Raw genomic sequence first — 20,615 nt, 5'->3', positions numbered from 1 at the left:
ATTACGTCTCACCGGTATCGTCTCCCGGTCGTCTGCCGGTTGTTCGCGCTCGCGTCGCCGGTCGCCCGGTTTTCGGAGTTACGAGCGATTGGGGTCGGGCTTCGGATCGGAACCGACGCCGGTCTTTATCTGCGTCTCGGTCGCGCTCTCCCGTGACCGAGGAGCGCCGACGGTAACCGCGTCCTCAGGTGCATACGATGAGAGACCACCAGAGCCAGCAATCCACGGATAGGGAGCGGATGGCGGAGTCGACGATCGAACGGAGTCAACAGACCATGGAGCGGTTGATCGACCTCCAGCGGAACATGGCGGAGATGACACTGAGTGCCCTCGAGTGGGGTGAAAGCGCCCAGCGACAGGGGATGGAGATGACCCAGTCGATGTTCGAGAGCGCGCCGGGGCCGCAGTTCACCGCCTCGATGATGGAGCGCTATCTCGAGGGAATGGAGGCGATCGTGCCGGAGATGGAAGACGCGATGGAAGCGGGAACCCGGGCGGTCACCCATCCCGGAACCCCCGGCGTCGCCGGCACGGGGTACTCGAGCGGGCAGGCGTATCAGGGCCAGCAGGGAGGCGGCGAACGCGGCGGGACGATGGAGCGACGCCAGCGGCCGACCAACCAGTCGATAGGCGAGCAGCCACAGCCGAGTCAGCAGTCGATGGGCGGACGCCAATCGACCGGCCAGCACCGGTCGATGGGAGGCAACCGACCGCCGACCGACCGGCAGCCCACCGGCGGGCAACGGTCGCCCCAACAGCCCATGAGCGGCCAGCAACGCCCGTTCCAGTCGATGGCCGGACAGCAATCGAACCAACAGCAACGCGGCCGGCAAGCCTCAAGCGGTCGCTCCCAGTCACAGTGGCCCCAGCAGTCCGCCCGACCCGGCGAGGCATATCCCGAGACCGGGGAATGGGTCACGCCACAGGAATACGGCGGCGAATCGACGGGGACGGCCGAGTACCAGCAGCGGCCCCTGTCGGCCGCGCCGAATCCGTCGCCGTCGGAGGGCTCTCGAGTGACCGAGGGGCGGCCACAGGGGGGCGAAACCGGGGACCCACAGGAGTCCCAGCGGGGTCGGTCGTCGACCGGGACCGACCGGGGACCGCAGGGACAGCCGCGAGAACCGCAGCGACGACCGACGGCCGACTCACAGCGGGGACACGGCCAGTCCGGCGAGTCGATGGCGGGCGGCGATCGATCACACGCCGCTCGAGCGGGCGACCGACCGACGGAGGGCGGACAGTCGGGGCCGGGACCGGGACGGACCGAGCAGGGTCGGATTCGGGATCAGTACGCACGACGGGCCGACACCGATCGGGGCGAGCGTGAGCAGGGCGGTATCGATCGCGGCGAGGGGACCGAACCGGATCGGTCGTCGGAGCGACGCGGGATGGCGGACACGGACGTGCCGCCCGACCAGCCCCGGCCGCCGACCGAGCGGGCGGCTACCGACGAGCCGCCGGAAGAGGAGTGAGTTCCCCGCCGGCGTGAGAACTCGCGGCTCGTGGCTCGCGGAACGGCCGCGGGCACCCGGCAGTGGTGAGTCATACTCGAGAGCGACGCTGTCGAACGACTGAAGAGAAAACGCTCGTCGTCATTACCGTCCGATAGACGGCCGGCTTCGTGGGCGGGCGGAACGCGGACCGATATTAGCGGGTGCTGCTGGTGCGGTCGTCATCGTCGTCGTCGATCAGCCCGTCATCGTCATCGTCGTCCATGAGCGGGTCGTCCTCGTCGCGACGGACCGCCCCTTCGTCGTCGGCCCCGCTGATGTCGTCCTCGTCCCGATCGATGCCGCGGTCGCTCTCCGTCCCGGAACCACCGGTTCTCGAGTGGGGTTCGGTTTCACCTGTCCCGGTGTCCGTGTCGGCATCGCCCGTTCCGGTATCCGTCATCCCGACGTCGGGATCCGTGTCGGTGGTGCCGCCCGTCCCGGCCGAGCGACCGCTCGAGCGGTCGCCCTCGAGGTGGATCGCGTCGTCGGTAACGTGACCGACCGCGGCTTCCTGCAGCGGGTAGGTATCCTCGCCGCTGTCGGTCCAACCGAGCGCCGCCTTGATCGAGTCCGTGATGCCGGGGTCGGGTTCGACGTGGGCCGTGCCGTGGTCGACGTCGACGACCATGCCGACCTCGTCGCCCGCATCGTTGACGACGTCCTTGCCGACGTCGTCGTCGGTAAACTGTGGGGACATTGCGGTTCGGTTGACGGTCGGTTCGCGCAAGGCCGTGGTGCTTGCGGGTGCTTGCGGTCAGTTCGAGGCACGGAACCGGTCCGCAGCCGCCTTCGGGCGGGTTAGAACTCCGGCTCCCTGTCCTCGAGAAGGGCGGCGACGCCCTCCTCGTGGGCCTCGGACGTCCGGGCCTGGGACTGGAGCAGGTTCTCGTAGTCCAGCGCGTCGTCCCAGGAGCGCCCGAGGTTCTCGTGCATGGCCTGTTTCATCAGTCCGATCGTCTCCGTCGGGCCGGCCGCGAGCGCGTCGACGGTGTCGGCGACGCGAGCGTCCAGTTCGTCGGCGGGCACCGTCTCGTTGACCAGTTCGAGGTCGGCCGCTCGCTCGGCGTCGAAGAACTCGCCGGTGAAGGCCAGTTCCTTGGCCGCCCGCAGGCCGACGATGTGGGGCAGCATGACCGTGCCACCGGTGTCGGGGACGAGCCCGACTCTGACGAACGCACAGGAGAAGGTCGCGTCCTCGGCCGCGTAGGCGATGTCGGAGACGGCGACGAGCGAGAGCCCGGCACCGATCGCGTCGCCGTTTACCTTCGCGACGATCGGCACTCGACACTCGAGCATCGCCTCGACGGCGCGGCCGAAGCTCGCGGTGACTTCCTCGTAGGCGTCCTGTGAGGTGTCGGGCGTCTCCGCCAGCATCTCGAGGTCGCCGCCGGCACTGAACGCATCGCCCGCGCCCGTGAGGACGATCGCGTCGTACTCCGCGGGGGTCGCGTCCTCGATCGCGTCGGCCAGTTCGACGGCCGCCTCTCCGGTGATCGCGTTGAGCGCGTCCGGTCGGTCGAACGTGAGTCGCAACACGCCGTCATCGTCAGTGATTCGCATGCGTCACACATGGGCCCCCCGGATAGTAACTGTGGGCGGTTCGCGGTCGTGTAGCGTCGCTCGAGGCGCACGGATCGGTGGTCGCGCGCTCGAGGTCGCCACTCGAACCGCGATCTCGCTGCTGCTGGCGGTTGAAAACATCGAGTCGGCCGTCACGGGACGACGCGGTCGGAGTGGAATCAGTTCGTAGGGATCGGCGGCGCGGCGGCGTCTTCCTCGGTCACGTTGAGTTCGGCGGTGACGAGCGCGCGGTAGGCCCGGCGTAGCCGTTCGGACAGTGCTTGGTGGGAGATACCGAGTTCTTCGGAGAGCTCCTGCATCGAGACCTCGCGGGGAATCTCGAAGTAGCCGTGATCGATGGCCGCGACCAACGTTTCGTACTGGCGAGCCGTCAGGCCACACTGGGAGTGACTCTCCTCCGCGAGGTCGAACAGGCGAACGATCGTCGGCGTCACGTCGTTGTCGTCGAGTCGGTCATAGAGCGAACTCACGCTCTCGCGGTCGACGACGCGAATGCTGAGCAGCCACGTGCCGTCCGAGGCCGAGGCGCTCAGGACGGTCCCCCCCTCCTCGAGGACGATCTCGAAGGGGTCGACCGTGTCCGGCTCGAACTCGATGTCGTAGAGCCAGCGGTCCTCGTCGCTGCTGATCTGGGAGTACGTTCCGATCGCGTCGGCCTCGTCGAGCGCCGCTTCGATCTCGGACTGGGACGGCCCCGACAGCCAGAGTCCGTGGCCGCTCGAGGCGATTACCCGCTCCATCTCACACGTCAGGGAGGGGACGGCCTCGAACAGTTGACCGGTTCCGGTGCCGTCGGCCGGGATCTCGATGTCTGCGATGGATGTCATGAGTCTCGTTTCTCCGTACAGCGACGATGTCCATAACCGCACTTCCAAAGCACTTAGAAGCGGTTAGAGCGAATGACACGCGATCTGATTTGTTTTCGTTCGGATTCGTCGAGAGCGCCGCCACCGCCGCCGATCAGCCCCGACGAGGGGTGCCGACCAGCAACTGAACGGCCACGACGACGACCACGGCGATCGCGAGCAAGGCGATCGCGATCGGGACGATGGCGTCGATCCCGCGAGCGATGAAGGCGACGCGGATCCGGGTCGGCATCGTCCGCGGCGTGTACGCGACCATCATCGTCGCGCCGAACTCGCCGATCGCCCGGACGAACGTCAGGACGATCCCGGCGGCGATGGCGTTGCGGGCAAGCGGCAGCGAGACCAGCCGTATCGTCCGCAGTCGGCCGTAGCCCATCGTCCGCGAGGCCTCCTCGAGGCGGGGGTCGACCCCGTCGAAGCCGGCACGGGCGGTGACGACCAGAAACGGCGCGGCGACGAACGTCTGGGCGAGGACGACGCCGGCGGCGCTGCCGGTCAGTGGCACTCCGATCGCCGCCGCCGCGGCCCCGATCGGCGTGTAACGGCCGACGACGGTCAACAGCATGACACCGCCGACGATCGGCGGGACGACCAGCGGCAACAGGACCAGCGCCTCGACCAGTCGCTTCCCGCGGAACGAGGCCCGCGAGAGGACGTAGGCCAGCGGCACGCCGAAGGCGGTCGCGACGGCCGTCGAGACCGGTGCCGTCAGCAGCGACGTCGCGATCGCATCGCGGACCGCGGGATCGGCGAGCCCGGCGACGACGTCGACTCGCCGGCTCCGGAACAGAAAGGCCGCGAAGGGGACGACGAAGTACGCGAGCAACACCGTCCCGAGCAACGCGGGGACTGCCAGTCCGCCGGGAGTCCACGGTCGATCGACGCCGAACCAGCCGCGGCCGCCGCTCGAGGCGGTCCGGCGCTCGCGGTCGGCGTCCGACGCGCGCTCGGGCCCGCGGTCCGAGGTGTCCTCGTGACTGCGATCGGGGCCCGACACCTGTTCGGGCTCGCGGTTCGGGGGGGTCACGGCGCGATCTCCTCCGGTGGATCGCCGTGGAACTGGGGGATGGCATCATCCACCCGCAGCCCGTGATCGGTCAGCAGGCCCTCGTTTTCGAGCAGGAAGGAGACGAACGCCCGACCGGCGTCCGGATCGTCGGCATCGGCCGGGATCGTCGCGTTGTAGACGACGGGCGACCCCGTGACGGTGTGGCCGCGTTCGGTGGTGTAACTCGCCCGCGCGTACCGGTCGGCGTTCGCGCGGCTCCCGAAGTTGTAGGCGTCATCCAGCCGCCGCACGGCCGCGTCGCGCTCGACCGCCATGTTGCGGTAGGCGACGACACAGGCCCGGTCGCCGTTCTCGAGTCCGGCGAGCAGTCTGGGTTCGTCGGCGACGTGGGCGACGCGGTCGGCCATCGCCGTCCGGAACCCCTCGAGGCCGTGTTCGCGCTCGGCGAGTTCGAACAGGAGCAGCGCCCGGTAGCCAAGCGGGTCGACGTCGGGGTCGCTGATCGCGATCTCGCCCTCGTCAGCGTCGGCGAAGACGTCGTACCACGGCTCGCCGGCCGCGAGGCGCTCGCCCAGCGCGGTCTCCGGGGCGTACGCGATGACGACTTCGTTGGCCGCGAACGTCACGTCCCAGTCGGCGTGATCGGGATAGAGCCGATCCCGGAGGAGGGCGGCGTCGGCCCCGATCACGACGTCGGGGTGCTTCGTTCCATCAACGACCAGTCGCAACACGGCGTTGGTCCCGTAGTACTCGCCCGCGTAGCCGAACTCGGCGTCGGACTCGAAGGCCGGACCGACCCCGTTCTCGAACGCGCTGGCCAGGCTGCCGGCGGCGAGGACGCGGACCTCGTCGGTGGCACCGAGACAGCCCGCCGTCCCGACCAGTCCCGCCGTCAGGCCGCCGGCCGTAGCGAGTAGCTCCCGACGGCTCGTCGGGTCCGTCCCGTTGCCGTCGTGACTGCGCATGCGTTCCCTTCGAACGGCCGTACAAAGAAAACTGGTTTCCATTCCTATTCCGTGGGAAAGCAATTGAATATGGTTACGCGATGCCGGCGGGGCGGACGGCGACTACGAACCCGCCGACTCTGTCCGTCCCAATCGAGTCGGCGAGCCGACCGCCGTCTCCCGGTCAGTCCGTCGACTCGTCCGTTCGTCCGCCGCCCGCCGGTACTGTGTGCCCCTCGAGCGAGCGGATCGACTCGAGGAGGTCGTCGATCGGGTCGTCGCCGCGACCGATGACGGTCCCGCCGACCGCTTCCGGGTCGCGATCGCCGACGAGGATCGTCGGGACCGATGCGTCGGCGAAGCCCTCCACGATCACGGTGTCGTAGCCCCGACCGGCGAGGCGCTCGAGGGTCCGCGAGAGCGCCCGCAGTTCGGGGTCGTCGGTCTCGAGCAGCGGTTCGTCGACGGTCGGCTCGGGCGGGTTCCGCTTCCCGCGGGCCGTGATGTCGAAGGTGAGTTCGGGCGTGACCCCGACGACGGTTTCGGCACCGGCGCTCCGGTGGCGATGGGTGTCCGTGCCGGGCGTGTCGACCTCGATGTCGTGGTGGATCGACTTGACCGTCGCGACGCGGTCGTCAGCGGCCAGTCGCGGGACCAGTCGCTCGACGAGCGAGGTCTTCCCCGCGTCGCTCGGGCCCGCCAGACAGACGACCCGTAGTCTCGAGTCCTGATTCATACGAGTTCGTTTCGGACGTGGGTACAAGCCCCGTTCGGACCGCCGCCGAAGCGACGCCAGACTCGGCTACCGGGCGACGGCCATCACCCACTCGTCGGGTGCCTGCCTGCGGACCTGATACTCCGCGAAGGCGTCGCCGGGCGCGCCCTCCCGGTCGACCGCCGAGACGAGTTCGTTGGCGAGCGGCGACGGGTCGTGGTCGTTGATCAGGTAGAACGTCTCGCCCGGCTCGGTCGCGCGGAACTCCTCGGTGGCCTGCTCGTGGCGGATCCGCTTTGGCAGCCCGCGCAGGTCCAGTGCGTGGTCGGGCACCGAGAGGTCACCGACCGCCTCGAGTCGCTCGTCGACGGCCCCAGCCAACTCGCGGGCCTCCGGCGGCACGTCGTCGAAGTCCCGAACGCGCTCGTCGAAGGGAAACTCACAGAGGACGGGTTGATCGAGTTCGGCCTCGATGTCGGTCTCTGGGAAGAGGTCGTGTTCGCGGCCGCACTCGCAGCTGAACCCGCGCATGTTGACGACCGTACCCAGCAGCGGGACGCCGTTCTCCTCGAACAGCGTGGCGCTGCGGGACGTGTCGCCGACGCTCGTCGGATGTGGGGTACTCACAAGCACTGCGCCGTCGATCGGCAGCGACTGCAGCGCCGTCAGGACGATGTCGCCGGTCCCCGGCGGGAGGTCGATCACGAGCGTATCGAGGTCTCCCCACGCGGTGTCCTCGAACAGTTCGCTGACGGCCTCGTGGGCCATCGCGCCCCGCCAGGCCAGCGGCTCGTCGTTGGCGATCAGCCCGACGCTCATCGCGGTGAGGTCACCGGCCTCGATCGGCTCGGCGTCGCCGTCCGCGTTGGCTGACACCGGCCCCTCGAGGTCCAGTAGTTCCGGGACGTTCGGCCCGTAGAGGTCGGCGTCGAAGATCCCGACGTCGCGGTCGGGATCGGCGGCCAGTGCCCGGGCGAGCTGGGTCGAGACCGTCGTCTTGCCGACGCCGCCCTTGGCGCTGGCGACGGCGATCACGGTGTCGACGCCGGCCGCGCCGTTGATGTCGTCGTCTGCCGCGCCAGTCGACTCACCCTCGACGGTCGCCCGCTCGACACCGGGCGTCGACAGCGCCCGCCGGCGCATTGCCTCGGTCACGTCCTCGGCCGTCGGCTCGTCGAACCCCGCGAGATCGGCGGCGATCCGGACGGCCCCGCCCTCGGCCGAGACGTCGATCACCAGCCCGGACTCGAGGACGTCGGTCCCCAGATCCGGGTCGTCGACGGCGCGCAGCCCCTCGCGGACGCGGGCCGCGAGGTCGTCGGTCGGTACCTCGTCGGGAACGATATCGTCTTTTGCCATGTTACCAGGCCTCGAACTCTTCTGCGTCGTCGTCGGGGTCGCGCTCGTTCATCAGAGTCCCGCCGTAGGGGCGGAAATCGAGGTTGTACGCGTTCGCGACGTCGTCCAACGCGTCCTCGCGCTCGGCGATCGCCGCCGTATCGAACTCGAAGGTCTCGACGGCGTCGACCAACTCGTCGTCGCTCACTCGGCCCTCCGCGTAGCCCGCCGCGATGCCGTCCCGGACGACGTCGGCGTTGCGACGGAGCCGCTTTGCGTCGTCGAACTGCTCACGCAGGTCGTCGTCGAGGCCACCCCGATCCAGCGGGATCTCCTCGAGCAGCGCGGTGGCTTTCCGATCGAACTGATCGGCCATCTTCAACAGCTCGATCACCTGTTTCCGCGGCTCGAGTCGGTTCCAGGCGTCGCGGGCCTCGTCGGCGACGACGGAATCGATCGCTTCCTCCCACTCGGTCGAGCGCTCGACGTCTTCGAACGCCTGCGCGACGAACGCGCCGACGTGGTCGTCGGGGATCGTCACGCCGAGTGACTCCTCGAGACCGCCGGCGGCGCTGCCGTCGGTCGTACAGCCGTCGTCATCGTGGGCCGACTCCGAGTCGGTGGTCGCGTGCGGTTCCTCGCCCGTGGGTGTGCTGTCGAGTTCGTAGGTCATCGTCGATCACGCTGTCCCTGTGTCAGGCCGTCGATCGAGCCGGCCGGTCCCCGACCCGGGCCGGGGCCCTGTTGCTCCCGTCGGGAGCCCGGCCCGCCGCCGGGCGCGGCGCCGTCCTCGAGTCCGGCATCGATCTGGTCGGGGTCGACGCCGCGGGCCGTCGCGAGCGCCCGCTTTGCCGACCGACGGACGTCGTCGCTGCGGTCGTTCAGTCCGTGGCGCTCGAGGACTGCCTCGGCGCGGTCGGTGCCGAGATCCCCGAGGCTGGTCGCGGCCTTGGCGCGGACGAACGCCTCCGGATCGCGGGCCAGGACGGCCGCGAGGATCCGGACCGCGTCTTCGATCTCGTCGGCGTACTCCCGGAGGTAGTCGGCCGCGTACTCCCGGACGCCGGAGTGGGGATCGTTCTTGATCCGTTCGATCAACAGCTCCTGGGAGGCCGCCCCGGTCTTCGAGAGGGCGATGACGGCGTTGCGCCGTACCCAGCCGCTGTCGTCCTCGAGGGCCGTCCGAAGCGGCTCTTCGTTGCCGGGTTCGGCCCGCGACTGTGCTACGACGGCCTCGGAGCGAACCCACTCGTGGTCGTCGGAAAGCGCCGCCCGGATCGCCTCGCGGGCCGGCTCGGCGTCGCCCGAACTGGCGGCCAACCCGAGGGCTTCGACGGCGAACTGTCGGACGTCCTCGGAGCTGTCGCCGGTCGCCCGCTCGGCCAGCGCTCCGATGGTCGCCGGTGCCAGCCCGCCGTCGGCGGCCGGATCGACCAGCCCGAGCGCCCCGCGTCGGCGATCGCGTTCCCGATCGGACTCGAGCCGGTTTCGAAGCGTTGCCTCGTCGTCGTCGGGTGCCCGGCCGCGGGCACTTCGGTTCGCGTAGTCGGTCATTCTCGGAGCCTCCAGTAGCTGACGAGCCACGCGGCGACCGTCGCGAGCAGCGTCACGGCGGGCCAGTTAGTCGCGGAACTGGCAAGCCAGCCGGCCGTCTCGGTCACGCTGGCCACCGCACCGCCGTCGCTCGCGTCGGTGTCGCCGTCGTCGCTCTCGTCGTCGGCCGCACTGAGCGTGCCGTCGTCGGTATCCAGCGTCAGATACTGGTACGACAGCGACTTCTGGCCGTTCGCCTCATCCGCGCTGCCGTTCCAGACGGCGTAGGTGAGATACATCTGTTCACTGTCCTCAAACTCGGCGTCGTACTCACCGCTGGCGTCGTGTTCGCGCTGGAACACGACCGCCCAGCCGTCGTCGGTCCGCTCGCCGTTGGCCGAGACGGGCTGGGTCTCCGCGTGGGTCAGCGAGCCGTACCCGGTCGCGTAGTAGTTTTGCCCGTATCGGGTGTAGCTCGACTGCGAGAGCGGGTTCCCCGCCGCCTGTCCCGGCTTCGTCCGGTCGTCCGGATGCGGATACGCGTACATGTCGCCGCCCGGATCGGACTCCGAGAACTGCCAGCTCGAGCGCCAGTACCAGATGTTGACCGGGTCGCCGTTCGCGCCCATGACGATCGGCGGCTCGCTCCCGCTGCGGAGCATGACCGCCGCGGCGTCGCTGTAGGCGTTGGGCTCGTTGATCTCGGTGTCCTCGGTCGGGTCCTCCCACTCCAGACGGAAGGCGACGTGCGTGTCGTTCGTGACGGCCTGGACGTCTACTTCGTCGATGCTCCCGCCGCCGTAGGGGGTCGCCATCTGCTGGGCGTCGAGCGACAACGTCTCGGTGTCAGCATCGTCCCACGCGTCGGCGTCGGGCTCCGCGGGCACCGAGTCCACCGAGTCCATCGGCTGCGGGCCGATCGTCAGGACCGCGACGACCGCGACCTGAACGACCAGCACGAGACACAGCACGACCGCGGCCAGCTTCGTCGCGCCGCGTGCAGCGTCGTGTTCGATCGAGATCGGCCCGATATCGGTGCGGTCGCTCACGGAGCCTCACCTCCGCTCGCCGCCTCCGCCGAGACGGTCGGCTCGGGATGTTGCCCGTTGTCGTAGGTCACCAGCTCCTCGACGAGGTCCGCCGCGGCGACGTAGGCGTCCTCGTCGGTCGCCTGCCGCAGGTCATGTGCCAGCGCCGGGACGAACTCGACGAGGTGATCGGCAAGCACCGTCGCCTCGGCCTTCGCGACCCGCTCGGCCGCGACCGGCTCGTCCGACTCGAGCGCCACCGCTCGCTGGCCGGCCAGAACTTGCGCTAACTCGAGTTCGGCGGCGACGTGGTCCTGTCGCTCGGCGAAGTCGTCGCTGGGTTCGAGGCCGAACTCCTCCAGCAGCCCGACGACGGTCGCGATCCGGCGCTGCTCGCTGCTGATCTCGTCGCGGGTCGTGTAGTGGGCTTCGTAGGGGATCACCGCGTACGTGCCGTCGTCGCTCGGGAGGCCGAACAGGTTGTTGTAGGCCACCTGCAAGTCCTCGAGGCCCGTTTCCTCGAGGGCCTCGAGCAGCGTGATCGCCTCCTCGGTGACGCCGACGGTCTCGGCGGCGCGTTCGATCCCCTCGCGGGCCGCGGGATCGAGTAGTTCGCTGACTGTCTCCTCGCTCGGATAGGTAAACGCCGCGGCAGCGCCACAGTAGAGGGTGGCCCGCGCGGCGTGGTACTCGGAATCGGGTGTGTCGTTCGGTGTCATTGGTCTATGGCTGGTTAGTCCACATCTCGCCCTCGCGGACCTCCATCTCCTCCTCGAAGGGGATGTCGACGACCTTGTTCCCCTTGCGGTCCCACCCCTTCACGCGGTGTTCTTTGACGGTGTAGGTCTCGATGAGGCGGGTGGTCGCGCCGAACAGTTGGAGGATGCCGAGGGTGTGGTGGCTCGGGTTGCGGACCCGATCCTGGACGATCTTGACCGACTCTTCGAAGGTGCTGCCTGGCCACTCGTTTTGCTTGTCCTCGGTGTTGGGCGTGAACATCTGGGTGAGGAACTCCGGCGGCACGTGGTAGGGCGGCATGTAGAACACCTGCGGCCGGGTCCCGAACTGCGGGTACAGCGGGAGCGCGATCTTCTCGTCGCTCTTCGCGAGGTAGTTGACCGGGCTCCGGCCGGCCGCCGCCGACGTGTTTCCGCCTGGGTGGCCGGCGTCGGGACCGCGGTTGATGTTGCCGTGCAGGCGCGTCTTCCCGATACACGAGGAGACACAGCGGGGGACGTTGCCCTCCTCGATACGGGGGAAACAGCCGACCGGCTTCTCCGAGACGCCCGTCTCGGGGTTGTACATCGGCTTGTGGTACGGACAGGACTTCACGCACTTGCGGTAGCCCCGACACCGCTCCTGGTCGAGCAGGACGATCCCGTCCTCCTCGCGCTTGTAGATCGCCTTGCGCGGACACGCAGCCAGACAGGCGGGGTTCTTGCAGTGGTTACAGAGCCGCGGCAGGTAGAACTGCCACATGTCGTGGTACTCGTCTTCCTCGAGGTCGCTCTCGACGACGTCGCCGGTGGGGTACTCGCCGTGGACCTGGTCGTCGCCCAGGGCGGGGTACTCCCATTCTTCCTTCTGGGCGATGTAGCCCTTGGCCGCCTCGCCGTCCTCGGCGGCTTCGAAGATGGTCTCGTTCTCGCCTAAGTCGTCGAGCAGGCGCATGTCCCACCCCATCGGGTAGCCGCCGTAGGGCTCGGTCTCGACGTTCATCCACCACATGTACTCCTCGCCCTCCCCGCTCGTCCAGGTGGACTTGCAGGCAAAGGAGCAGGTGTTGCAGTTGATACACCGGTTGATGTTGATGATCATCCCCCAGTGCCAGTCGCGTTCCTCTTCGCGGTGTTCGTAGGGGTAGCTGTGCTCGCGGCCGAGTTGTGGGTTGTAGGTCTCCGGCATCAGCTGTCACCTCCCTGCAGCGATCCGCTCACGTAGTCCTGGAACAGTTCGTCCTTCCGCGCGTCGCCGGGCCACCAGTCCGCCTCCTCGTATTTCTCGACTTCCACGAGGTCGTCGCGGTTCGTTCCCGTCGGTGCCCAGACGGTCTCCTCGTAGCCATGCTCGAGTTCAGCCCCCTTCCAGACGATGTCGTCCTCGACGTGTTCGGAGATGTTCGGATCGCCGAAGACGGACTTGTGGACGAGGTCGTCGGTCTCCTGGGCCGGGTCGAGCCAGATATTGGTCGTCACGTTGTATCCCTTGACGCCGTCGCCTTGCTCCTCGTCGTCGGGGAAGTGCTGGGGCCACCAGCCGTGCCAGATGGTCAGCTGGCCCATGTCGCCGGCCGAGCGGGGGCGCTGGCGCTCGCTGACCATCACGCGCACGACGAGGTCGCCGCGCTTGCCGGTGATCCGGACGTAGTCGCCGTTCTCGACGTCGATGTCCGCGGCGTCCTCGGGGTGCATCTCGACGAACGCCTCGCCAAGCGGCGGGGTCTCCTCGGTCTCGCCCTCGCCCTGCGGGAACGAGAAGTTATCAACTAGCCGCTCGGTCCCCTCGGGATCGGCGTTCGTCGAGCCGAAGTCACGCGACGACCAGATCAGGTTCCAGTCGGTCATCCCCCACGAGGAGTGGGTCCGGTACTTCGGGTGGGGCGTGTTGTAGTAGAACTGGTACTCCTCGTCGTGATACAGCGGGTTCTCCTCGTCTTTGGCCTCGTCCCACTTCTTGTTCACCCCGTAGGGCGTCCCCTCGGGGCTCTCGATGTGGTCGAGGTCGGCCCGGCCCAGTTCGAGGAACCGGTCCTCCTCCTTGTGGAACTCCATCCGGCCGGTCTTGGTGTAGAACGGCCGGTCCTCGTTGATCTGGGAGTAGAAGGGGATCCGCGGATACGTCTTCAGCTGGAGGCGTTCGGGGCCGTCCTCGATGTCCTCGACGTCGATGTCGCGGGTCGTCATCCCCGCGTCCAGCGTCTCCTGGATGTAGTCGCGGACGTCCTTGTCGTCGTCGAGGAACTTCTCGAAGTACGCCCGGTAGGAGTCGACGTTGCGCTCTTCGGGCGGGATCTTCTCGTCTAACTTCTCCGCGACCATCGCGACGGCCTCGCCGTCCTGTTTCGTGTCGTAGAGCGGGTCCATGACCCCGTGGTCCATGTGGATGAAGGGGTTCTCCGGCCCGACCGTGATGTCCGGATACTCACACTCGAGCCAGGAGGGGACTGGGAGTACGATGTCCGCGTGGCGCGCGGAGTAGGTCATGTGCATGTCCGAGACGATCGAGAGCTCGTTGCTCGTGTCCGGATGTTTGACGAAGTTCTCGATGACGTGCTCCTGATGTTTGGTCTGGTTCAGGAGGTTGCAGTTCATCGTCCACAGGACCGTCGGCTTCGACATCGTGTACGACTCCGCGTTCGTCGGCATCACCGGCTCCTCGGCGTCGCCCTGTGGGACGAGGTCGAGTTCGCGGTCGAAGTCCCCGCGGATCTCGTGGGCGTCGAGCTGTTCGCCCCCGAAGAACGCGAACGCGTAGCCGGGATACATCCCGTGGGCCGCGTTGCCGTCGGGGTTGACGTACTCGGGGTAGCCGTCCAGCAGCTCGATCTTGTACTGGCCGGAGTAGTTGTAGTAGCCGGCCCCGCGCTCGCCGATGTTGCCAAGCATCGACTGGATGAAAAAGATCGTCCGCTGGAGCGAGTCGTTGGAGTGGAACCAGTGGTTGATCCCCTCACCGGTGAACCACTGGGCCTTCTCGGCGTCGGCGAACTCGCGGGCGGTCGTCCGGAGCCCGTCGGCCGGGATCGTCGTGATCTCCTCGACCGTCTCCGGATCGTAGTTCTCGAGGATGTTCGACTTCTGGCGGACGAAGTCGGTGTGGACGCCGACCGACTCGCCGTTTGCCAGCTCGAGGTCGGTGTCGACCTCGAGCTGCGGGGTCGCGGGCGTCTCCTCGCCGACCTCCTCGCGGGTGACGGGGACGGGATCGCCGTTCTCGTCGAGGGCGACGAAGTCGCCCCAGTCGTTTTCCTCGTGGCGTTGCTCGCTGTCCTCGGCGGGCGGCTCGTGGTCCTCGAAGACCTCGTGGGCGCGGAGGTACTTCCCGTCGTCCTGCCGGATCAACAGCGGCAGGGTCGTGAACTTCCGCATGAACTCCTCGTCGTAGAGTTCCTCGTCGATGATGACGTGGGCCACGCCCAGGGCAAAGGCGGGGTCGCTGCCCGGGCGGACGGGGAGCCAGCGGTCGCACTTCTGGACCGTCGGCGAGTAGTCGGGGTAGACGCCGACCATCTTGCCGCCGCGCTCGCGGGTCTCCTGTAAGAAGTGGTTGTCCGCGAGCTTGTTGTGGATCAGGTTCTTCCCCTGCATGATCGTGTAGTCGGCGGCCCGCCAGGCCGACGCGTCGGCGTCGCTGGTCTGATAGCCCGTCGTGATGACGTGACCCGGCGGGAGGTCGGCGTACCAGTCGTACTCGGTCCACTCACAGCCGCCGAAGATCGAGGCCAGCCGCCGGCCGGCCCCGTGGCGGGTGATCAGCCCGTCGGACTTGATCGCGTTGAAGATGTGGAACCGCTTCTCGTCTTCCAGACTCGCCATCTTCTCGGCGATCAGGTCGATCGCTTCGTCCCAGGAGACGCGCTCGAACTCGTCCTCGCCGCGACCCTCGGGGTTGGGATCGTCGGGACTCCACCCCTTGCGGACCATGGGATACTTGATCCGGCTGGGCTCGAACGTCCGGCGGTGCAGCGTCAGCCCCTTCATGCAACCGCGCGGGTTCCAGTGGCGGGTGACCCCCGCCTCCTCGTAGCCGCCGGGGCCGCCCGGACCGGGGCTGCCCTCCTCCTCGTGATAGATCTGTTCGGCCCTGATCGGGACCCCGTTTTTCATGTAGAAGTTCAGGGCACACGACTGCGTACAGTTGGGGTGGCAGACGGTCCAATCGACCGAATCGTACTCGTAGATGTCGTGGTAGACCTCCTCCCAGTCACGGTTGGGATAGGCCTTGAGCGGGTTGTCGACCTGTGTGATGGTGTCGACGGATTGGGTCGCTCCCCACGCGGAGCCGAGCAGGGCACCGACCGTCCCCGTCCCGGCAGCCGCCAGGAAATCGCGACGCGAGAGACTCATCGTCGACCACCTCGTGTGGCGGAGCGTTTCGATAGCATACATGACGGCGTTGCTACTCGATTCTTTAACCCGGTCCGCCTGTTCCCACGCGTTGGGGACGCTACCGCCAGAATCCCGCTAATGAGGGGTCTTCAAGTGGGGGCGAGAATGCGTGGCCCACCCTTCCGACGACCCGCCCGCGGTAACCGGCGGCCGCGAACCGACGCTGCCGCGGGCACCAGCACCCGCAGTCACTCCGACCCCTCGCAGTCGAGGTCGAACAACCGATGGGTGGCCTCGATGACCGCGTCGTCGCCGTCGCGGGCGGCCGCCCGGAGGCGCTCGGTCGGCGTGCCAAGCAGCGATCCGGTCAGTGCGCTCGCGAAGTCCTCGAGGACCGCCTCGGCGTCGGCCCCGCTCGCGAGCCGGTCACGGGCCCGCTCGAGTTCGCTCTCGCGGATCGCGGCCGCCGTCCGGTGGAGTTCGCGAAGCGTGTCCTCGGCGCGGTTCTCGCGTTCCCGATCGACGAAGGCTGCGACCGCGTCAGTGATCGCGTCCTCGACCGCCGGCACCGCCGCCCGCCGTCCCGCGACGGCGGCCGCGATCCGGCGCTGGATCGCGTCGAGGGACACGACCGGCACGGCCGATCGGCGGACGGGTTTGGCGACGTCCGGCGGGGTCGCCAGGTCCACGACCGGCGTCTCGGACGCGACCCCCTGTATTGCCTCGAGCGTTACCACCGGGTCCGGCGCGCCCGTCGCCGTTACGATCGCGTCGGCGTCGGAAAGTGCGGCTTCGAGGGCCTCGAGCGGCCAGTACCGACCATCCTCGGTCGGGAGCTGGGACGCGGCCGAGCGGTTGACGGCGTCGACGCGGCAGCCCCAGCGGTGGCCGGCGGCGCTGGCCACTTCGGTCGCCATCTCGCCGGCACCGACGACGACGAGTCGGTCCGGGACCCCGCCCGCCTCGGCGATGGCCTCGCAGGTCGCGCTCCCGTAGCCGACCGTTCCCTCGTCGATGTCGGTCTCGTCGCGGCAGCGCCGCCCCACCGAGACGGCCGCGTCCGCTGCCCGAGTCACCACGCCGCCGGCGAGGTCCGCCTCGAGCGCCGCATCGAACGTCCGCCGGAGTTGGCCGAGGACGTGTGCCTCACCGACGACGGCGCTCTCGAGGCCGCAGGCGACCCGGAACAGGTGTTCGACGACTGCGAGTCCGGTCTCGGTCCGTGCGCCGTCGGGATCGCCCAGTGCCTCGCGTGCGGCCTCGAGCCCCGCGTCCCGGTCGGCGGGCGTCCGCGTGCTGAGATACGCCTCGACGCGGTTGCACGTCGAGAGGACGACCGCCTCGGTGACGCGGTCGTGGGCCGCGATCCGCCGGGCGGCGGCGACTGGGTCGTCCGGAGCGACCGCGCCCAGTTCTCCGGTCGAGCGGCTCTCGTGGTCGAGCCGGTAACACGCGAGTCGGCGGACGCTCTTCGGCACCGCCGCGACCGGCGACGGCTCGGGCTCGGTCCGCGCGTCCGGGGGCGCTGAATCGGGGGCGTACATGGACCTACTCGAGCGCTGCGGTCGCGTCGACCGGTGGCGCGTGATCGGTCGGCAGTTCGTCGGTGCTGTACTCGGCCTCGGTGAGATAACACCGGGGATCCTCGGCCCAGAGGTCGTCGTGGACCGCCGCGGCGCGGGCTCGGGAGTTCCCGCCACAGACCTCCTTCCACGGACAGCGGCCGCATTTCCCCTTCAGGTTGTCGGTCGGTTCGGCCAGTTCGTCCCAGAGGTCGCTGTCGGCGAGGATCTCGTCGAGTCGGCGCTCGCGGACGTTCCCGAGCGTGTACTGCGAGAGGAACATGCTCGGATGGACGTCCCCGCGGTGGTCGACGTTGACGACCTTGGGGCCCGCGTCGCCGTTTTTGACCACACGACCGGGGCCGTCGTCGAACAGGAGTTTTCGAGCCCGGTCCGCGTGGGCCGGCATGTCCTCCCGAATCCGGTGGTAGAGATAGACCGCGTCGGCGTAGTTGCCGGCGGTCAGGATCTGCATGTCGGGATGGGTGTCGGCGAGGGCTTTGGTGCGCTCGTAGAGGGCATCGACGACCGCCCGCGTGCGTTCGAACGACAGGTCGGCGTCGGTGATGTCACCGCCGCGCCCGGAGTAGATCAGGTGAAAGACGTTCACCCGGTCGATCCCCTCCTCGACGGCGAGGTCGATCACGTCGGGGACGTCGTCGACAGTCCCCTCGGTCATCGTACACCGGATGCCGGTCCCCATCCCGGCGTCGCGAGCGTTGCGGAGCCCGTTCCGGGCCCGCTCGAACGCGCCGTCGACGCCGCGGAACTCGTCGTTGGTCGCCCCGACGCCGTCAAGCGAGACGCCGACGTACTGCATCCCCGCGTCGGCGACCGCTTGTGCGCGCTCCTCGGTGAGGAAGGTCCCGTTGCTCGAGGCGATCGGCCGAATCCCCTGCTCGGACGCGTATCGGGTCAGTTCGGCGATATCGTCCCGGAAGAACGGCTCGCCGCCGCTGAACACGAGTACCGGGACGTTCACCGCGGCCAGCGAGTCGATGAACGATTTGGCCTCGGCCGTCGACAGTTCCTCGCTGTCGCGCTCGTCGCAGGCCCCGAAGTAGCAGTGCTTGCACTGTAGGTTACAGGCGGGGGTCGTGTTCCAGACGACCAGCGGAACGAGCGCGTCGCTCGCGTGGCGCTTCTCGTATCGGATCTGTTCCGGTCGGTTGTCGAGTCCTCTGATGAGTCGTGTGAGATCGATCATTGGTCCACCTCCGGGCGGAAGATGCCGCTCGGTTTCGCGCCGAGTCCGTCGATCCGGCGGCCGACGGTAACGTCCGTCGGCCGATCGTCGGCCAGCGGCCGCGTGTCGAGTACTGCGAGATCGGTCCGTTCCATGTTCCCGACGTAACACTCCTCGCCGTCGGGTCCGAAGACGACGTGGAGCGGTTCGCCACCGACTTCCACGCGGCCGGCGACGGTGAGATCGGTCAGGTCCAGCATCGTCACGAACGGTTCCTCGTAGGAGTCGACGACGGCGTAGCGACCGTCCGGCGTCGTCGCGGCGAAGCCGGTCGTCGTCCCGACCTCGAGCAGCCGTTCGGTCGGCGAGTCGTCGCCGGCCGCGACCGCCTCGAGGTCGACGACGGCGACGCGGTCGTCCTCGCGGGCCGGGAACAGGCCGTACCGGTAGTCCGGCCCGTCGGCGACGGCGAACCCGTGGGGGTTCACTCCCGTCTCGGCGGTACAGCGGACGGTCGTAGCGGTCGCATCGACGAACGACGCCGACGATCCGCCGGCGTGGTTGGCGACCACCAGCCCGTCGTCCGCGAGGACGTACAGGTCGTGTGGCTCCGCGCCGACCGGAATCTCGGCCTCGAGGTCGAGCCCGGGATCGGCACCGAGGACGGCGATCTCGTTTTCCGTCTTCTGGCCCACGTAGAGCCGATCGTCCGGCCCGATTCGCATCCCGGAACTCCGCGAGAGCGGGCGCGTTCCCGCGGGGTCGAGCCGGCCGTCCTCGCCGATCGCGAACGCGAGGACGCCGGGATCCGACGACGCCGGCAGGTCGACTGCGGTCCCGACGAACAGCACGTCGCCGGCCGGCCCGAGCGCGCTCCCGACGGGCATCGTCCCGAGCCGCTCGATCCGCTGGACCGTTTCGAGCGCCTCGAGATCGACCACCTCGAGGTGGGCGCTGGCGATGTACAACAGGTAGGCGACCGGCTCGGTCGGGTGAAACAGCGCCGTGTGCGGGTATCGACCCTCGCCGAGGTCCGCGACGACCTCGCCAGCGGCGAGATCGACCGCGCTGAAGTGGCTGCTGGCGGCGTTTTTGACGATCGTCGGCACACCGGACGAGCGGGCGCTCGCGGTGTCGGTGTCTGGTGTCATTGGTAGCTCCCTCTATCGGTACGAAAACAGCCCGCAGGGGCCGCCCCGTCGGGCACGTCGATGGTCGCCGCGATCGGGTTGGAGTCGCCGGCTCGAACGCCGTCGACGTCGACGACGGTCACGGTGTCGGCGTCGACGCTGGGGACGTAACAGACCCGGCCGTCCGCGCTGAATCGCGGGTGACGCGGCGTCGACCCGGTCTCGACGCGCGCGATGACGTCCAGGCTCGCGGGGTCGAGGAACGCGACGCGGTCGTCGTCGTACGCGTCGACGGCGAGCAAGGAGCCGTCGGGGGTAACGTCGGGAAAGGCCGTGGGCGTTCCCAGCGAGACGCGATCCGTGGCTGTCGCATCGGTCTCGCCGCGGCGGACCGACTCGAGGTCGACGACCGTGAGGCCGTCGTCCTCCGTGTCTCCGACGACCCAGCGGTCGCTGCCCGGGACGGCGGTCCCGCCCCTCGGGTTCGGGGCCGGGACCGTCCCGAGGACCGTCGCCTCGAGCGTGTCGACGACGGTCACGCTGTCCCCGTCGGCGTTGTTCACGCCAAGCAATCCCCGGGTCGGTTCGTGGGCCAGGTCCTGTGGCCCGGCACCGACCGCGAACCGATCCAGGACATCGAACGGGGGCGTTGCGCCGATCCGGAGCAATTCGTCGTCGTCTCGCAGCGCGACCCACACGTCGTTGTCGGCGTCGACGGCGAGGCCGGCCGCCTTCCCGATCGGGAGTTCGGCGACCGGTTCGATCCGCTCGCCCGCCGTCCGAAAGACGGCCAGCCCCGGGCGGTCGTCGCCCGGGAGCCCGCCGTAGGTACTGACGAACAGGTACCGTCCCGTCCGACTCAGCACCGCTCCCACGGGCGCAGTCCCGACCGCGTCGACGCGATCCGCGACGGAGAGCGTCCAGCAATCGAGGATCTCGAGCGCGTTCGACCCCATGTAGGGGACGTACGCCCAGCGGCCGCCGGGACGGACGGCCAGCGCGTGTGGCTGGCGGCCGTCGCCGATCCGGCCGAGCGGCTCGTGGGTAGCCGCGTCGATCACCGTCAGCCCCTCCCCGCGGAGGTGCTTGACGAGTGCGAGCGGTCCCGCCGGTCGTCGGTCCGTCCGCGTTCGCGGGGTCGCGTTACTGGTATCGGACATGTGCCTGTGGGAACGGTCG

The 20,615-nt window shown here is 68.8% G+C and carries 18 protein-coding genes; 1 reads left to right on the top strand and 17 read right to left on the bottom strand.

The window, feature by feature from the left end; all coding sequences use genetic code 11:
* The first annotated feature begins 197 nt into the window (after positions 1–197).
* On the top strand, positions 198–1,475 hold the full coding sequence (locus ACSBP4_RS13820; protein ID WP_435552548.1) for a hypothetical protein: 1,278 nt from the start codon (positions 198–200) through the stop codon (positions 1,473–1,475).
* A gap of 175 nt (positions 1,476–1,650) precedes the next feature.
* On the opposite strand, the gene ACSBP4_RS13815 is transcribed toward ACSBP4_RS13820, so the two are convergent.
* From ACSBP4_RS13815 to ACSBP4_RS13735, 17 genes are all read right to left on the bottom strand, one after another.
* Positions 1,651–2,193 (bottom strand): hypothetical protein, encoded by a 543-nt coding sequence (locus ACSBP4_RS13815; RefSeq protein ID WP_049964338.1) that lies wholly within the window; start codon positions 2,191–2,193, stop codon positions 1,651–1,653.
* A 101-nt stretch (positions 2,194–2,294) separates the two neighbouring features.
* Positions 2,295–3,056, bottom strand: coding sequence for an enoyl-CoA hydratase/isomerase family protein (locus ACSBP4_RS13810; protein WP_435552547.1), 762 nt, complete (start codon positions 3,054–3,056; stop codon positions 2,295–2,297).
* Positions 3,057–3,235: 179 nt separating this feature from the next.
* Positions 3,236–3,904, bottom strand: coding sequence for a helix-turn-helix domain-containing protein (locus ACSBP4_RS13805; RefSeq protein WP_435552546.1), 669 nt, complete (start codon positions 3,902–3,904; stop codon positions 3,236–3,238).
* A gap of 133 nt (positions 3,905–4,037) precedes the next feature.
* Positions 4,038–4,940 (bottom strand): ABC transporter permease, encoded by a 903-nt coding sequence (locus ACSBP4_RS13800; RefSeq protein WP_435552573.1) that lies wholly within the window; start codon positions 4,938–4,940, stop codon positions 4,038–4,040.
* 26 nt (positions 4,941–4,966) lie between these two features.
* The gene (locus tag ACSBP4_RS13795) at positions 4,967–5,917 is read right to left on the bottom strand and encodes an extracellular solute-binding protein (protein ID WP_435552545.1); all 951 of its coding nucleotides are present in this window, start codon (positions 5,915–5,917) and stop codon (positions 4,967–4,969) included.
* A 163-nt stretch (positions 5,918–6,080) separates the two neighbouring features.
* Complete coding sequence (mobB, locus tag ACSBP4_RS13790) at positions 6,081–6,632, bottom strand: molybdopterin-guanine dinucleotide biosynthesis protein B (protein WP_435552544.1); 552 nt, start codon at positions 6,630–6,632, stop codon at positions 6,081–6,083.
* A gap of 66 nt (positions 6,633–6,698) precedes the next feature.
* Entirely contained in the window at positions 6,699–7,970 is a 1,272-nt protein-coding gene (locus ACSBP4_RS13785) for a P-loop NTPase (RefSeq protein ID WP_435552543.1), read from the bottom strand.
* A 1-nt stretch (position 7,971) separates the two neighbouring features.
* Entirely contained in the window at positions 7,972–8,622 is a 651-nt protein-coding gene (locus ACSBP4_RS13780; protein ID WP_049964331.1) for a hypothetical protein, read from the bottom strand.
* Positions 8,619–9,503 (bottom strand): HEAT repeat domain-containing protein, encoded by an 885-nt coding sequence (locus ACSBP4_RS13775; RefSeq protein ID WP_435552542.1) that lies wholly within the window; start codon positions 9,501–9,503, stop codon positions 8,619–8,621. Before ACSBP4_RS13775 ends, ACSBP4_RS13780 begins: the two co-directional genes overlap by 4 nt.
* Positions 9,500–10,531 carry an ethylbenzene dehydrogenase-related protein gene (locus ACSBP4_RS13770; RefSeq protein WP_435552541.1) on the bottom strand — a complete coding sequence of 344 codons (1,032 nt, stop codon included), beginning with the start codon at positions 10,529–10,531 and terminating at the stop codon, positions 9,500–9,502. Before ACSBP4_RS13770 ends, ACSBP4_RS13775 begins: the two co-directional genes overlap by 4 nt.
* Positions 10,528–11,229: a TorD/DmsD family molecular chaperone gene (locus tag ACSBP4_RS13765; protein WP_049964328.1), complete on the bottom strand. Its 702-nt coding sequence runs from the start codon at positions 11,227–11,229 to the stop codon at positions 10,528–10,530. Before ACSBP4_RS13765 ends, ACSBP4_RS13770 begins: the two co-directional genes overlap by 4 nt.
* 4 nt (positions 11,230–11,233) lie before the next feature.
* Positions 11,234–12,415, bottom strand: a complete 1,182-nt coding sequence (locus tag ACSBP4_RS13760; protein ID WP_006648828.1) for a 4Fe-4S dicluster domain-containing protein — start codon at positions 12,413–12,415, stop codon at positions 11,234–11,236.
* Complete coding sequence (locus ACSBP4_RS13755) at positions 12,415–15,576, bottom strand: molybdopterin-containing oxidoreductase family protein (RefSeq protein ID WP_435552540.1); 3,162 nt, start codon at positions 15,574–15,576, stop codon at positions 12,415–12,417. The genes ACSBP4_RS13760 and ACSBP4_RS13755 overlap by 1 nt, the downstream gene beginning before the upstream one ends.
* Positions 15,577–15,806: 230 nt before the next feature.
* The gene (gene hemA / locus ACSBP4_RS13750; protein ID WP_435552539.1) at positions 15,807–17,102 is read right to left on the bottom strand and encodes a glutamyl-tRNA reductase; all 1,296 of its coding nucleotides are present in this window, start codon (positions 17,100–17,102) and stop codon (positions 15,807–15,809) included.
* 4 nt (positions 17,103–17,106) lie between these two features.
* Positions 17,107–18,327 carry a radical SAM protein gene (locus ACSBP4_RS13745; protein ID WP_435552538.1) on the bottom strand — a complete coding sequence of 407 codons (1,221 nt, stop codon included), beginning with the start codon at positions 18,325–18,327 and terminating at the stop codon, positions 17,107–17,109.
* Positions 18,324–19,457, bottom strand: a complete 1,134-nt coding sequence (locus tag ACSBP4_RS13740) for a hypothetical protein (protein ID WP_435552537.1) — start codon at positions 19,455–19,457, stop codon at positions 18,324–18,326. The genes ACSBP4_RS13745 and ACSBP4_RS13740 overlap by 4 nt, the downstream gene beginning before the upstream one ends.
* Positions 19,454–20,596, bottom strand: a complete 1,143-nt coding sequence (locus ACSBP4_RS13735; protein ID WP_049964324.1) for a hypothetical protein — start codon at positions 20,594–20,596, stop codon at positions 19,454–19,456. Before ACSBP4_RS13735 ends, ACSBP4_RS13740 begins: the two co-directional genes overlap by 4 nt.
* Positions 20,597–20,615 lie beyond the last annotated feature (19 nt).

The organism is Natrinema sp. CGMCC1.2065, from assembly GCF_051225675.1.
Lineage (GTDB): Archaea > Halobacteriota > Halobacteria > Halobacteriales > Natrialbaceae > Natrinema > Natrinema thermotolerans.
The sequence above is the reverse complement of the archived record's forward strand: the minus strand, read 5'-3'. Positions and strand labels throughout refer to the sequence as shown.